The sequence below is a fragment of the Actinoallomurus sp. NPDC052274 genome (assembly GCF_040679475.1).
GTDB lineage: Bacteria > Actinomycetota > Actinomycetes > Streptosporangiales > Streptosporangiaceae > Actinoallomurus > Actinoallomurus liliacearum.
Window position 1 is genome coordinate 143,228 of record NZ_JBFAUT010000001.1, and the last position, 14,743, is coordinate 157,970.

Annotated in this window: 14 protein-coding genes; 12 read left to right on the top strand and 2 right to left on the bottom strand. The window is 72.2% G+C overall.

Translation table 11 applies throughout. The features are described 5' to 3' along the window. The first annotated feature begins 28 nt into the window (after nt 1-28). Entirely contained in the window at nt 29-913 is an 885-nt protein-coding gene (locus AB0K82_RS00750) for a LysR family transcriptional regulator (protein WP_364391071.1), read from the top strand. A gap of 28 nt (nt 914-941) precedes the next feature. On the opposite strand, the gene AB0K82_RS00755 is transcribed toward AB0K82_RS00750, so the two are convergent. Both AB0K82_RS00755 and AB0K82_RS00760 read right to left on the bottom strand, forming a co-directional pair. Beyond that, nucleotides 942-2,240, bottom strand: coding sequence for a cytochrome P450 (locus tag AB0K82_RS00755; RefSeq protein WP_364391072.1), 1,299 nt, complete (start codon nt 2,238-2,240; stop codon nt 942-944). Between the two features lie 34 nt (nt 2,241-2,274). Beyond that, nucleotides 2,275-3,630, bottom strand: coding sequence for a glutamine synthetase family protein (locus AB0K82_RS00760; RefSeq protein ID WP_364391074.1), 1,356 nt, complete (start codon nt 3,628-3,630; stop codon nt 2,275-2,277). A 254-nt stretch (nt 3,631-3,884) separates the two neighbouring features. Between AB0K82_RS00760 and AB0K82_RS00765 the strand changes: the two genes are divergently transcribed. The 11 genes from AB0K82_RS00765 (at nt 3,885) to AB0K82_RS00815 (ending at nt 14,731) form a co-directional block, all read left to right on the top strand. Beyond that, the gene (locus AB0K82_RS00765) at nt 3,885-4,073 is read left to right on the top strand and encodes a ferredoxin (protein WP_364391076.1); all 189 of its coding nucleotides are present in this window, start codon (nt 3,885-3,887) and stop codon (nt 4,071-4,073) included. A 1-nt stretch (nt 4,074) separates the two neighbouring features. Beyond that, nucleotides 4,075-5,286, top strand: coding sequence for an FAD-dependent oxidoreductase (locus AB0K82_RS00770; protein WP_364391078.1), 1,212 nt, complete (start codon nt 4,075-4,077; stop codon nt 5,284-5,286). A 10-nt stretch (nt 5,287-5,296) separates the two neighbouring features. After that, nucleotides 5,297-6,103 carry an acetoacetate decarboxylase family protein gene (locus tag AB0K82_RS00775; protein WP_364391081.1) on the top strand — a complete coding sequence of 269 codons (807 nt, stop codon included), beginning with the start codon at nt 5,297-5,299 and terminating at the stop codon, nt 6,101-6,103. Nucleotides 6,104-6,125: 22 nt separating this feature from the next. Then, entirely contained in the window at nt 6,126-7,595 is a 1,470-nt protein-coding gene (locus AB0K82_RS00780) for an aldehyde dehydrogenase (RefSeq protein WP_364391083.1), read from the top strand. Continuing rightward, nucleotides 7,588-8,535 carry a 3,4-dihydroxyphenylacetate 2,3-dioxygenase gene (locus AB0K82_RS00785; protein ID WP_364391085.1) on the top strand — a complete coding sequence of 316 codons (948 nt, stop codon included), beginning with the start codon at nt 7,588-7,590 and terminating at the stop codon, nt 8,533-8,535. Before AB0K82_RS00780 ends, AB0K82_RS00785 begins: the two co-directional genes overlap by 8 nt. Further along, a complete protein-coding gene (locus AB0K82_RS00790) occupies nt 8,528-9,376 on the top strand; it encodes a fumarylacetoacetate hydrolase family protein (protein WP_364391087.1) in 849 nt (282 codons plus the stop codon). The genes AB0K82_RS00785 and AB0K82_RS00790 overlap by 8 nt, the downstream gene beginning before the upstream one ends. 124 nt (nt 9,377-9,500) lie before the next feature. Next, a complete protein-coding gene (locus tag AB0K82_RS00795; protein ID WP_364391089.1) occupies nt 9,501-10,127 on the top strand; it encodes a TetR family transcriptional regulator in 627 nt (208 codons plus the stop codon). Nucleotides 10,128-10,312: 185 nt separating this feature from the next. Then, complete coding sequence (locus tag AB0K82_RS00800) at nt 10,313-11,773, top strand: APC family permease (RefSeq protein ID WP_364391091.1); 1,461 nt, start codon at nt 10,313-10,315, stop codon at nt 11,771-11,773. A gap of 105 nt (nt 11,774-11,878) precedes the next feature. Then, a complete protein-coding gene (locus AB0K82_RS00805; RefSeq protein ID WP_364391093.1) occupies nt 11,879-13,366 on the top strand; it encodes an aldehyde dehydrogenase in 1,488 nt (495 codons plus the stop codon). Continuing rightward, nucleotides 13,363-14,088, top strand: a complete 726-nt coding sequence (locus AB0K82_RS00810; protein ID WP_364391095.1) for a gamma-glutamyl-gamma-aminobutyrate hydrolase family protein — start codon at nt 13,363-13,365, stop codon at nt 14,086-14,088. The genes AB0K82_RS00805 and AB0K82_RS00810 overlap by 4 nt, the downstream gene beginning before the upstream one ends. Nucleotides 14,089-14,158: 70 nt before the next feature. After that, nucleotides 14,159-14,731, top strand: coding sequence for a MarR family transcriptional regulator (locus tag AB0K82_RS00815; RefSeq protein WP_364391097.1), 573 nt, complete (start codon nt 14,159-14,161; stop codon nt 14,729-14,731). Nucleotides 14,732-14,743 lie beyond the last annotated feature (12 nt).

Sequence of the window (14,743 nt, forward strand, 5' to 3'; positions counted from 1 at the left end):
TCCATGCCGATGAGGCATACTCGCTGGCATGGAGCTGCGGACTCTGCGCTACTTCGTGGCGGTGGCCGAGCGGGGGTCGGTGAGCGCGGCCGCGGACGTCGTACGGGTGACCCAGCCCGCGCTGTCGCGGCAGATCCGGCAACTCGAGCGCGAGCTGAAGCTCACGTTGTTCGATCGGCGGGGCGGCCGGCTGGGGCTGACCGCCGCCGGCCGCCAGTTCCTGCCGGTCGCCCGTGACGTGCTGCGCCGCGCGGACGACGCGCTGTCGGCGGCGGAGGCGTTCGCCGCCGGGCGGCTCGTGCACCTGACGATCGCGACCCCCACGACGACGCTGACCGACGTGATCGCCCCGTTCCTGGCGACGTTCGGCCCGCGGGATCCGCTTCCCACGGTCATCGAGACGACCGGGACGACGGCACTGCACCACGGCGCCGACCTGGCCATCGTGACGAAGGCGCCGCACCCGTCGTGGCGACGGCGGGCGCTGGCGGTCCTGCCGGTCTGGGCCTACGTGCCGGCGGACCACCGGTGGGCGGGACGCGGGTCCGTCGGCCTCGACGAACTGCTCGGCGAGCCGCTGGTGGTCCTCGACCGGTCCCTGCGGCCGCGTCAGATCCTGGAGGAGGCGCTGGCGGCCGACGGCCTGCCGGCGCCCGACCTCGTCGAGTGCGGCAACGCCCAGGTCGCGCAGGCGCTGGCGGCGGCGGGCCGCGGGGTCGCCGTGGTCTCCGACGACCCGCGGTTCGGGCTGCACGGCCTGCGCGTCGAGAGCGCGCGCGGACCATTGCGGATCACCCTGCACGCCGCCTGGGACCCGGACCATCACGCGAGCGACGTGCTGGCGCGCATCGCGGACCGGCTCCGGGCCTTCTGCGGGCGGCGCTACGGAGCGGACGTGCTGCCTCCCGAGTAGCCTTCCGCCCGGCGCCATCGGGACGACATCAGGCGAGGGTCACCTCGACGGGGAGCCTCTTGATGCCGTTGACGAAGTTGGACCGGACGCGGGGCACCTCGCCGGCCAGGCGGACGCTCGCGATGCGGGGGATGAGCTCCTCGAACATGATGCGGATCTCGGTGCGGGCCAGCAGGTTGCCCAGGCAGAGGTGGGGGCTGCCCTTGCCGAAGGTCACGTGGTCGTTGGGGTGGCGGGCGACGTCGAAGTCGTAAGGGTTGCCGAAGACCTCCTCGTCGCGGTTGCCGGAGGCGAACCACATGACGACCTTGTCGCCCTCCTTGACCTGCCTGCCGCCGAGCTCGACGTCGCGGGTGGCGGTGCGGCGGAAGTGGTAGACGGGGGAGGCCCAGCGCAGGAACTCCTCGACGGCGGTCGGGATGAGGGAGGGGTCCTCCTGCAGGCGGGCGAGCTGTTCGGGGTGCTGGATGAGGGCCAGCATGGAGTGGCTGATGGTGTGCCGGGTCGTCTCGTTGCCGGCGACGACGAGCAGCAGGAAGTAGTTGTCGAAGTCCTGCGGGGACAGCGGAACGCCGTCGCGCGGGGTCTCGTTGACGAGCCGGGAGATCAGGTCCGTGCCGTCCTTGCCGCGGCGCTGCCGGGCCAGCTCACGGCCGTAGGCGAAGACCTCCAGCGACGCGGGGGAGCGGAAGGGCAGGTCGCGGTACTTCTCGCTCTCCTCACTGTCCAGGAGCACGTCGGCGTAGTCGGGGTCGGTGTTGCCGATGATGCGGTTGCCCCACTCGATGAGCTGCCTGTTGTCCTCCTCCGGGACGTCGAGCAGGCGGGCGAGGACGTTGATGGGGAAGTCCGCGGACACGTCCTTGACGAAGTCGAAGGTCCCCTTGGCCAGGGCGGCGTCCAGGGTCCTGGCGGTCAGGCCGCGCAGGAAGTCGCCGTAGCCGTTGATGGTGCGCGCCCCGAACTGCCGCTGGAGGAGGCTGCGCAGGGCGCGGTGGCGGACGCCGTCCAGCTCCAGGATGGAGGCGCGCTTCTTGATCTGGTCGTCGTCGACCTCTTCGAGGTTGACGAACTTCGTGGAGGTGAAGGTCTCGGCGTCCCGGTCGACGCGGGCGATGTCGGCGTGGCGGGTGACGGCCCAGAAACCGTGGTTGGGTTCCGGCTCGGGCTGCCAGTGCACCGGGTCCTGATGGCGCAGCGTGTGGAACATCCGCCAGGGGGTCACGCCGTCGAGGAAGTTGTCCGGGTCGGCGAGGTCCACCTCGGCGAGCGGCATCGGTTCCCGCGCGGCTTCACTGATGGACGACAGGCTGGGGGAGGTGGTCACGGTGCTCGGTCTCCTTGACGTCACGGGTGGTGGATCACAGGTGGTAGGCGTACTCGGTGAACTCCCAGTCGGTGACGTGCCGGTGGAAGCGCTCGACCTCGTTGCGCTTGTACGTGAGGAAGGCCGTGGTGAAGTCCTTGCCGAGGGCCTCGGTGAGGGCGGTGTCCGCCTCCAGGGCGTCCAGCGCGGTGGGGAGGTCCATGGGCAGGACGGCCGCCTTGGTGGTGTCGTACCCGTAGCCCTCGATCGGGGCCGGCGGTTCCTTGCCGTCCTGGACACCGAGAAGCGCGGCGGCGATGGCGCCGGCGATGAGCAGGTAGGGGTTGGCGCTGGCGTCCCCGAGGCGTAGTTCGATCCGGGCGCCGGAGCCGCGCTCGGGCGGGACCCGGACCATGGCGCTGCGCTTGTCCAGGCCCCAGTCGATGAGCCAGGGGGCCAGGGTGTCGGGTCCGAAGCGCTTGTAGGAGTTGACGGTGGGGTTGGCGAGCGCCGCCAGCGCGGGGGCGTGGGCGAGGACGCCGGCCAGGGCGTGCCGCGCGGTGGGGGAGAGCCCGTGCGTGCCCGCGGGGTCGTCGAAGGCGTTGCGGCCCTCGGCGTCCTCGAAGGAGAGGTGGAGGTGGAAGCCGGAGCCGCCCGCGTCATTGAAGGGCTTGGCCATGAAGGTGGCCAGCTTGCCCTCCTGCCGGGCGAGTTCCTTGACCGCCGCCTTGAAACGGAAGGCGCGGTCGGCGGCGTCCAGGGCGTCGGAGTGGGTGAGGTTGATCTCGTGCTGGCCGCCGTCGAACTCGTGGTTGCCGGTGATGACCCCGATGCCCAGGTCGTGCAGCCGCCGGAGGGTGTGCAGCAGGTGGTTGTGCGGGTCGGCGCGCAGCCCGGCGGTGTAGACGGCGCCTGCGGTCTCCGGGGCGCGGCGCCAGCCGGTCGGGCGGTCGGGGGCCGGTTCGAGGAGGAAGTACTCCAGCTCGGGGCCGATGACGGGCCGCACTCCGGCCTCGGCGGCGCGCGCGAGGACCGTCCGCAGCAGGTCGCGGGGGGACTCGGCGGCGGGTTCTCCGGTCACCGGGTCGGTGGCCTCGCCGAGACACCAGGCGACGCCGGGCTCCCAGGGCAGTGGGGCCAGGGTGGACAGGTCCGGGCGTACGCAGATGTCGGGCAGGCCCGCGTCCAGCCCTCCGGCGACCGGGACGACATCGCCCTGCGGGCTGGTGTGATAGACGGCCCGGCAGAAGGCCAGGCCGTGCTCCTGGGCCGCCGGCAGGCTGTGCAGGAGGACGTCGCGGGCGCGGTCGATGCCGATCAGGTCCGGATAGGTGACCCGGACGACGTCGATGCCCTCTTCGGCGAGCCGGTTCAGGTGGGGGCGGACGTCTGAGGTGTCAGGTGCGCTCACCGAGGTCTCCTTGGGCGGATCGGGGCGGTGGGGACGGCGCGCCATGACGGGCCCGTCGCCGGGAGCTTGATGTTTGGCCTCAAACGGTAAGGAGGCGGCCATCGCGGCGCAAGAGGTTCGCCGCACAAAATTATCCATGTGGATAGGTATTGACCGCGTCGAGGTGCCCTCCTATTTTGTTTGAAGCCAAACGGTATGGCGTGCGCCGCCTGCCGCTCCGCGCCCAACGCCCTCATCTCGGAGGAGGACCGGCCATGAAGGTCGTCGTCGACATGAACAAGTGCCAGGACCACGGCCAGTGCGTCTTCGCGGCCCCGGAGGTCTTCCGGTTCGACGACGACGGGCGCCTGGCCTACGTCAGCGACCCGGACGACACCCTGCGCGAGGAGGTCGAAGAGGCCGCCGACGTGTGTCCGCTGCAGGCGATCCGGATCGAAGGCTGACATGACCGCCGGACGTGTCGTCGTCGCCGGCGCCTCGCTGGGCGGCCTGCGCGCCGCCGAGCAACTGCGCGCCGCCGGGTGGACCGGGGCGATCACCGTGGTCGGTGACGAGCCGCACATGCCGTACAACCGCCCGCCGCTGTCCAAGGAGGTGCTGGCGGGGAAGGCGCCGTTCGAGTCCCTCGCCTTCACCCCGAAGGCCTCGGCCGCGGACGTGGAGTGGCGGCTCGGCACGCGCGTCGCCTCCGCCAGGCTGGCGGAGCGGGTCGTCGCCCTGGACGACGGCGAGGAGCTGCCGTTCGACGGGCTGGTCGTCGCCACCGGGATGCGCCCGAGGCGGCTGCCCTGCCCCGGCCCGCTCGCGGGCCGTCACACCGTGCGGACGCTCGCCGACGCGCGGGCCTTCCGCGAGGAGCTGACCCGGCCCGGGGCGCGGCTGGTGGTCGTCGGCGCGGGCTTCATCGGCTGCGAGGTGGCCGCGACGGCCGTCGGACTGGGTGTCGCCGAGGTCACCGTCGTCGATCCGCTGCCGCTGCCCATGGTCGGGCCGCTGGGGGAGACCCTGGCCCGCGCGCTGCTCGACCGCCATCGAGCGCGCGGGGTGCGGTTCGCGCTGGGCACCGCGGTCGCCGGCTTCACGGGCGAGGACCGCGTCACCGGCGTCCTCCTCGGTGACGGCTCCGTGCTTCCCGCCGACGTGGTGGTGGAGTCGGTCGGCTCGGTCGCCAACACGGAATGGTTGGACGGCAACGGGCTGGACCTGTCCGACGGCGTGCTCACGGATGAGCACCTGCGGGTCGGCGGCCTGCCGTACGTGGTCGCGGTCGGCGACGTGGCCCGCTTCCCCAACGCGCGGTACGACGGCATGCCGCGCCGGGTCGAGCACTGGTCGATCCCCACCGACACGGCCAAGCACGCGGCGAAGACCCTCGCCGCCCACCTCACCGGCGCCGACGCGGTTCCGGCGCCGTTCGCGCCGCTGCCGACCTTCTGGAGCGACCAGCACGACTTCCGCCTGCAGTCCTTCGGCGTACCCGCGCTCGGCAGGGACGACGTGCGCGTGCTGGACGGCGACCTCGACGGCGACGTCCTCGTCGGCTACCACCGCGACGGCCTGCTCGTCGGCGTCGTCGCCCTCGGCGGCCACGCCGCCGCCATGGGCGCCGCCCGCTACCGCGCCCAGCTGCTCAAGCAGCCCGCCCTCACCGCGTAAGGAGACTCCCATGGCCGGCGTGCACGGCTACTTCCACCCCAAGACGGCGACGGGGGCGTCATCACTGATCCCCTCGCCCCCATGGCGCTACTCCGGGGACCTGCTCACCGTGGAGTACCGCACCGATCCCGCGCGGGTGCGCGAACTCCTGCCCGAGCCGCTGGAGCCGGCCGACGAGGACCCCGGCGCGGTCGCGCTCATCTGGGCCGACTGGCAGTCCTGCTCCGTCTCGGGCGAGGAACTGCTCGACCCGGTGCGCTCGCAGTACAAGGAGGCGTTCGCCGTCGTCCGCTGCAAGTACCGGGGGCGCACCTACACCCGCTGCGTCTACATCTGGGTCGACAAGGACTTCGCGATCGCCCGCGGGCTGCACCAGGGCTACCCGAAGAAGCTCGGCTCGATCCACATGACGCGCCCGCACCCGTACGGGCCCGCGCCGCGGATCGAGGAGGGCGCCACCTTCGGCGCCACGCTCGCCGCCGCGGACCGGCGCCTGGCCCAGGCCGTGGTCACGCTGCGGGAGCCCTCGGAGACCAACGGCTTCGTCAACGGCCACCCGATGGCGCACCACCGCTGGCTGCCCTCGATCGAGAAGGGCAAGGGCCTGGCCCTGGACGAGCTGATCGAGTCCGGCGCCGCGTCCTTCGAAGGCGGGCAGCCGTGGGTCGGCGACGCGGACCTGGAGCTGTTCGAGGCCCCCACCGAGGAACTGGCCCGGCTGGAGATCCGCGAGCCGATCGCCGCCTACTACCGCCAGGTCGGCGTGGTGTGGGACGGCGGACGCCTGCTGGAGTCCGGAACCTCCGGCGCCGAGTGACGACCCGACAGGAGAGACGAACATGACGGACAGGACCATCGTCGCCGGGGTCGCCATCGACACCCGGCACTGGATCGGCGGCCGCCGCGTCGGCTCCGCCGAGACCTTCACCGACCACTCGCCGATCGATGGCGGTGTCCTCGGCGAGATCGCCCGGGGCGGCGCGGCCGAGGCCGACGCGGCCGTGGCCGCGGCCAAGGCCGCCTTCCCTGCGTGGGCGGCCACTCCGCGGGCCGAACGGGCCCGCCTCCTCCACGCGATCGCCGACGGGGTCGAGAAGCGGCTGGAAGAGCTGGCGATCGTGGAGACCACCGACAACGGCGCGCTGCTGCGCTCGCACCGGCGTGGCGTCATGCCGCGCGTCGCCCACAACTTCCGCTTCTTCGCGGACTGGCTGTTGCGGTTGGAGCACGAGGACTTCGACACGCGGGGCCACACCAACCACGTGTCGTGGGATCCGGCCGGTCCCTGCGTGCTCATCACGCCGTGGAACGCGCCGCTGATGCTGTCCACCTGGAAGGTCGCCCCGGCGCTCGCCGCCGGCAACACCGTGGTCCTCAAGCCGGCCGAGTGGTCCCCGCTCACGGCCTCGCTGCTGGCGGACATCGCCGCCGAGGCCGGGCTGCCCGCGGGCGTCCTCAACGTCGTCCAGGGCTACGGCGGCGAGGTCGGCAGCGCGCTGGTCTCGCACCCGGACGCGCGCCGGATCAGCTTCACCGGCTCCGTCCCCACCGCGAAGGCCATCGCCGCCGCGGCCGCCGCCAACCTCACCCCGCTCAGCCTCGAACTCGGCGGCAAGTCCCCGCTGCTGGTCTTCGCGGACGCCGACCTCGACCTGGCGGTGGACCTGGCGGTCGAGCAGTACGACAACGCCGGGCAGGTCTGCCTCTCCGGCACCCGGCTGCTCGTGGAGTCCTCGGTCGCGGAGGAGTTCACCCGGCGCTTCGTGGCGAAGGCGTCGGCGCTCACGCAGGGCGACCCGCGCGACGAGGCCACCGACATCGGCCCCAACATCCACCGGCGGCAGCTCGACAAGATCGACGGCTTCGTCCAGCGGGCGCTGACCGCGGGCGCCCGTGCCGTCATCGGCGGGACGCCCAACGAGGAGCTCGGCGGCCTGTACTACCGGCCGACACTGCTGACGGACGTCGCGCAGGACAGCGAGATCGTGCAGGAGGAGGTCTTCGGCCCGGTCCTGGTGCTGCAGACCTTCGACACCGAGGACGAGGCCGTACGGCTGGCCAACGACACCCGGTTCGGGCTCGCCGCGACCGTCGCCACCGGAGACCGGGAGCGGGCCGAGCGGGTCGGGGCGCAACTGGTCGCGGGCACGGTCTGGGTCAACTGCTTCTTCGTCCGCGACCTTCAGGCCCCGTTCGGCGGCTCCCGCGAGTCGGGCGTCGGCCGCGAGGGCGGCAACTGGAGCTTCGACTTCTACTGCGACGTCAAGAACACCGTCACCGCGCCGAACGGCTGGAGGAACCATGGGTGAGATCGTCGGGGCGGGCCTGCTCGCGCATGTCCCGACCATCGTGCTTCCCGAGGCGGACCGGCTCGAGCTGAACGAGGGCAAGGAGATCACGCTCGTCACCGGCCTGCGGCGGCTGCGCCGCGAGGTCTTCGAGCGCGACGACTACGACACCGTCGTCGTCCTGGACTCGCACTGGGCCACCACCGTGGAGTTCGTCGTCACCGCGCAGCGGCGCCGGGCCGGCCTGTTCACCTCCGAGGAACTGCCGCGCGGCATGTGCCGGATGCCGTACGACTTCCCCGGCGACCCCGAACTCGCCCGCAACGTGGCCTCGTTCGCCGAGAAGCACGGCACCTGGATTACGCCGATCGACGACGAGTACCTGCCGATCTACTACGCCACCATCAACCTCTGGAAGTACCTCGGTGAGGGACTGCCGGACAAGCGGTGGGTGACCATCGGGGTGTGCCAGACCGGCGACATGGAGGACCACCTGCGCCTGGGCCGGGCCCTGGCCGACGGCATCGCCGCCACGCCCGGACGCCGGGTGCTGCTCATCGCCTCCGGCGCCCTCTCGCACACCTTCTGGCCGCTGCGCGAGCTGCGCGACCACGAGGCCAGCGACCCCCGTCACATCTTCACCCCCGAGGCCCGCGCGGCCGACTACGAGCGCATCGCCTGGTTCAAGGACGGCCGCCACGACCGCGTCCTGGACACCATGGACGAGTTCTGGCGGTACAAGCCGGAGGCGAAGTTCTTTCACTACCTGATGATGATCGGCGCGCTCGGCGAGCACGCCTGCACCGCGACCGCCCGCCAGTACGGCGAGTACGAGAACTCGGTCGGCACCGGCCAGGTCCACCTCTGGTTCGACCGCCCCGCGGGCGGCTGGACCGCGCCGCGCGGCGGCAACACGCCACACCACCACACCGACCCGCACCGGGAGCCCGCAGATGCCTGAGTACCGCCGTATCCTCCTGGACGGCGCCGCCGTTCAGGTCGTCCGGGAGGGCGACGAACTCGTCGCCGGGGACGGCCGCCGCGTCAAGACCGAGGAGGCACAGCACCTGCCTCCGGTGGTGCCGTCCAAGGTCATCGCCGTCCACCTCAACCACCGCAGCCGCGTCGAGGAGTTCCAGACGAAGCTGAGCCCGGCGCCGACGTACTTCCACAAGCCCACCTCGGCGCTCAACTCCCACAAGGGCGCGATCGTCCGCCCCGAGGGCTGCAAGTGGCTCAACTACGAGGGCGAGGTGGCCATCGTCATCGGCCGTACCTGCCGCAACGTCTCCCCGGACGAGGCGGGGGAGTACATCGCCGGGTACACCGTGGCCAACGACTACGGTCTGCACGACTTCCGCGACACCGACGCGGGTTCGATGCTGCGGGTGAAGGGCTCCGACACGCTGTGCCCGCTGGGCCCGGGCCTGGTCACCGACTGGGACTTCCACGGCAAGTACCTGCGCACCTACGTCAACGGGGAACTGGTGCAGGACGGGTCGACGGACGAGATGGAGTGGGACATGCACTACCTCGTCGCGGACATCGCCCGCACCATCACGCTCTACCCCGGCGACGTCCTCCTCTCCGGCACCCCGGCCAACTCGCGCCCGGTCCGGCCCGGTGACGTGGTGGAGGTCGAGGCGGAGGGCCTGGGACGGCTCTCGAACCACATCGTCGCCGGCCCGACCCCGATCCGTACCGACGTGGGCGCCCAGCCCACCGAGTCCGAGGAGGTCCTGTCCACCGCGCTGGGCGGCGACTGGGAGTTTCGCGGCATCCGCCCGCCCAAGCGGGGGTGAGCGGTCCATCGCCCGTCCGCCCGAACGGGGGCGGACGGACCGGTGACGGCGTCGCGCCGGGTCGGACGTCAGGTCGCCCGGCGCGGCGCGATTCCACGCGACGGGGACGAGTAGGGTCACGGACATGACCGAATCCGCCGAGGCCCCGAAGAAGCGACGGTCGCGCAAGCGGGTTCAGTACGGAGAAGGACGCGAGGCTCTGCTGAAGGCCGCCGTCCGCGTGGTGGCCCGCGGCGGCCTGCGCAATCTGACGTACCGCGCGGTCGCGGAGGAGGCGGGGGTCACCCACGGCCTGGTCGTCCATCACTTCGGTTCCCGCGAGGCGCTGATCGCCGAGGCCCTGGCCCACACCGTGCGTTCCAGCCTGGCGTCCAGCGTGCTGGAGCCGGGCACCGGCCGGGTGACGGACTTCTCGGCGGGGGTGTCGGAGATGGTGGAGTCCGACCCGGACACTCAGGCGTTCCAGTATGAGCTGTTGCTGGAATCCCGGCGGCGCCCCGACCTGCTGCCCCAGCTCCGCGCCCTGTACGACGAGTACTTCGACGCCACTCAGCGGGAGCTGGCGCGCATGCTGCCCGGCGGCGCCGACCGCCCGCTCGCCCGGCTGGTCTTCGCGGCGCTGGAAGGCCTCGTGCTGCACCAGCTCGTCTTCGGCGAGCCCGAGGTGACCGACGCCGCCCTGGCGGAGCTGCACGCGCTGCTCAAGGCCGTCGGCGCCGACGGCGGCGATTCTGCCGCCCTCGACCGGTGACGTGCTGAGGTCGTTCGGGCCCGTACGAATGTAAAGATTTAATTACGCAGGCCAGAGGCGTTGACGAAACTGTCCACATGGACAACTCTGTGCGACACCCCCCTTGCCAAACGGATAGTTCTGGTTCAGGATCAGGCAACTCGTTTGGCCTTAAATGACCCCCCTATCGCCCAGCAGGTGATCCCGTGGACAGTCGAACGGTCGAAGAACCAGCCCCCGCCCGAGAAGCCCGCCCCACCGGCACGCTCAAGCCCAACGCCCTCGGCGTCATCGGCATCCTCTTCTTCGTACTCTCCGCCCAGGCACCGCTCACCGGGATCGCCGGCGCCCTGCCGATCGCGGTCGGGACGGGCGACGGCGCGGGCGCCCCGGCGGCCTACATCGTGGCCGGCGCGGTCATCCTGCTCTTCTCGGTGGGCTTCGTGGCCATGGGCCGCCACGTGGTGGACGCCGGCGCCTTCTACACGTACATCGGCAAGGGCCTCGGCCGGACCACCGGCACCGGGAGCGCCGGCGTCGCGCTCTTCGCCTACTGCACCCTCCAGGCGGCCATGTACGGGCTGTACGGGGCGACCGTGAGCGGCCTGGTCGAGCAGTACACCGGCGCGCACGTCGCCTGGTGGGTGTGGACCGTCGTGACGATGGCCGTCGTCCAGGCCCTCGGCACCGCGGGCATCGAGATGGGGGCCAAGGTCCTGGCGGTGTTCGTCCTGGCGGAGTCCAGCATCCTGTTCGTCTTCGCGCTCGTCACCCTCGCCAAGGGCGGCGGACCCGAGGGCCTCGGCGTCACGCACAGCTTCTCGCCCGGCGCGGCCCTGCACGGCGCGCCCGGCGTGGCGCTGATGTTCGCCATCGCCTCGATGTTCGGCTTCGAGGCCACCGCCATCTACGGCGAGGAGGCCAAGGAGCCGCGCCGGACCGTCCCGCGCGCCACCTATCTCTCCGTCACCGTCATCACCGGCTTCTTCGCCTTCGTCAGCTGGATGCTCATCTCCTCCTACGGGGCTTCCAAGGCGACCGGCGCGGCCGGCAAGGCCCTCTCCGGCGGCGACTCCACCGTCTTCGTCTTCAACCCCGTCTCCCAGGCGCTTGGGGGCTGGGCCGACCACGTCCTGCCGATCCTGCTCGCCACCTCCCTCTTCGCCGGCATCCTCGCCTTCCACAACTCCGCCAACCGCTACCTGTTCTCGCTCGGCCGCGACGGCCTGCTGCCCCGCGGGCTCGCCACGATCAACAAGCGGCACTCCCCGTGGGTCGCGGGGTGCGTCCAGACGGCGATCGCGCTCGTCCTGGTGCTGCCGTTCGCCCTGTTCGGCAAGGACCCGGTGCTGAGCCTCTTCTCCTGGTTCAGCGGCGTGGCCGTGCTCGCGATGATGCTGCTCTACTTCCTGACGTCCATCTCCGTGATCGTCTTCTTCCGGCGCGAGCGGCTCGACCGGCGCCCCTGGAACACCCTGGTCGCCCCCGCCCTGGGCGCCCTGGGGATCGGCGGGTCCATCGCGGTCATCGTCGCCAACTTCACCACGCTCATCGGCGGCAGCGCCACGACGGCGACCTGGCTGGAGCTCACCGTTCCCGTCGTCCTAGGCCTGAGCGCGGTCGCCGCCCGGCTCACCCGCGCCCGGCGCGCCGCGCTGAGCGGCTGACCTCACGCGCCGGCCGGATGGCGGGTCCGCGTCAGGCGGTCCGGCCACCCGGCCGGCGCACCGAACCCACCACCGTTTCCGCACCGCACGAAGGGGAGGCAGGCGTTGCACGCCACGCACGAGGAACTACTGCGCCGCGCCAGGGAACTCGACCTTCCGGCTCAGCACCACATCGACGGCAGGGATGAGGCGGGCGGAGGCGCCTCGTTCGCGGTGGTCTCGCCCCGCGACGGCCAGGTGCTGGCCGAGGTCGCCGACGCCGGCGTCGCCGAGGTCGACGCGGCGGTGGCCGCCGCCCGCCGAGCCTTCGACTCCGGGCCCTGGCCCCGCCTGGCGCCCGTCGAGCGCGGCCGCGCCCTGCTGCGCCTGGCCGACCTGCTGGAGGAGCACCGCGCCGACCTCGCCCTCACCATCAGCCTGGAGATGGGCAAGCCCATCAGCGAATCCCACGCCATCGAGCTCCGCGCGGCGATCAGCACCTTCCGCTGGTACGGGCAACTGGCCGACAAGCTCGCCGACGAGGTCCCGCAGACGGCCGCGGACGCGCTGGCCCTCGTCACCCGCGAGCCGACCGGCGTGGTCGGCGCCGTGGTCCCGTGGAACTTCCCGCTGACGCTGTCGTCCTGGAAGGTCGCCCCGGCACTCGCCGCCGGCTGCACCGTCGTGCTCAAGCCCTCCGAGTGGTCCCCGCTGTCCGCGCTCATGGTCGGCCGCCTGGCCACCGAGGCCGGCCTGCCGCCCGGCGTGTTCAACGTCGTCGCCGGCGACGGCCCGACCGCCGGGCGGGCGCTCGGCCTCCACCCCGACGTGGACGTCCTCGCCTTCACCGGCTCCACCGCCGTGGGCCGTCACTTCCTGCGGTACGCGGCCGACTCCAACCTCAAGCGCGTCTGGCTGGAACTGGGCGGCAAGTCGCCCAACATCATCCTGCCGGACGCCCCGGACCTGGAGCAGGCCGCCGCCACCGCCGCGTGGGGCATCTTCTTCAACCAGGGCGAGATGTGCACCGCGCCCTCCCGGCTGCTGGTCCACTCCTCCGTCGCCGAACGGGTCGTGGACGCCGTGGTGGAGCGCGCCCGCGCGCTGCGCGTGGGCGACCCGCTCGATCCGGGCACCGAGATGGGCGCCCTGGCCCGGCAGAGCCACCTGGAGCGGGTCATGGGCCATGTCCGTACGGGACTCGACGAGGGCGCGCGACTGCGCGCCGGCGGCGAGCCCATCCTGGCCGAGAGCGGCGGCAGCTATCTGCGCCCCACGGTCTTCGACCAGGTCGCCCCGGGCTCGCGGCTGGCCCGCGAGGAGATCTTCGGCCCCGTGCTGTCCGTGCTGACCTTCGACGACCTCGACGAGGCCGTCGCGCTGGCCAACGACACCGAGTACGGCCTGGCCGCCGGCCTGTGGACGTCCGACCTGTCCACCGCCCACAGGGTCGCCCGCGCCCTGCGTGCCGGGACGGTCTGGGTGAACTGCTACGAGGAGGGCGACCTCACCGTCCCGTTCGGCGGGGTGAAGCAGTCCGGCAACGGCCGCGACAAGTCCGTGCACGCCCTGGAGAAGTACACCGAGCTCAAGACGACCTGGATCCAGCTGTGACCCGTCCACTGATCGCCATCCCCGCCCGTTTCTCCGCCACGACGTCCGCCCTGCGCTTCGCCGCCGAGGTCAACGCCCGCAAACTGATCGAGGCGGTGTGGCGGGCCGGGGGAGAACCCACGTCCGTCCACCCGCACGCCCCGGGCGGCGTCGCCGACCCGGCCGAGGTCGCCGACCGCCTGGCGCGCTTCGACGCCGTACTGCTTCCTGGCGGTGGCGACCTCGCCCCCCAGCGCTACGGCGACCGGGAGACGCACGTCAGCGTCTACGACGTGGACGACGAGCAGGACGGTTTCGACCTGGAGGTCGCCCGGCAGGCCCTGGAGGCCGGCCTGCCCCTGCTGGCGATCTGCCGCGGGCTGCAGGTCGTCAACACCGTCCTCGGCGGCACCCTCGAGCAGGACATGGGCGGACCCGAGCGCGAGCACCGCTCCGTCATCCATCCCGTCGCGCTGGAGCCGGCGTCGCTGGTCGCGCGGGCGACGGGCGCGGAGAAGGTCGAGGCGTCCTGCTTCCACCACCAGCGCGTCGACCGCCTCGGCCGGGGCCTGGTCGTCACCGCGCGGGCCGGGGACGGGACCGTCGAGGCCGTCGAAGGGCCCGACTCCCGTTCCTGGTTCACGGCCGTGCAGTGGCACCCGGAGGACACCGCCGAGCAGAACTCCGTGCAGCAGGCGCTGTTCGACGCCTTCGTCCGCGCGGCCGGCGGCCGACAACCGTAGAATCCGGTTTCGAACAACCGAGGCGGCGCCGACCCCGATCGGTCGCGGGCCGCAGTCGAAGGAGCGCGACGTGCCCGGCCACCGATCCATCACCGAAGCGGAGAAGCTGGCCGAGGCCCGGCTCGGTGACGTCCGTATCCACCGAGAGCAGATGGCGGCGGTGGCCAACATCTACCGGGCCGCGGCCGCCGTCCGGCAGCACCTGGAGAACTCCGTCCTTCGCGAGTCCGGCCTGACCTGGACGGCGTTCGTCGTGCTGTGGGTGGTCTGGATCTGGGGGGAGCCGGAGACCCGGCACGTGGCGGAGGAGGCGGGCATCTCCAAGGGGACGCTGACCGGCGTGGCGCGGACCCTGGAGTCGCGCGGCCTGCTCCGGCGCGCCGATCACCCGACCGACGGACGCCTCGTTCTGCTCATGCTCACGCCGCAGGGCGAGGAGCTGATGGAGCGCGTGTTCCCCCGGTTCAACGAGGAGGAGGCGTTCGTCACCTCGCGGCTGAGCGCCGCCGAGTGCCGGACCCTCGCCGAGGGGCTGCGCCGGGTCGTGCTGCAGGTGGAGGAGGAGGGGGAGGAGCGTCGCCTCTCACTGCTGGACGGCGCCCCGCCCCCTCCCCGCCGCAGCGGCCGCCGCTCGCACGGCTGAGCGGGTCGCTCG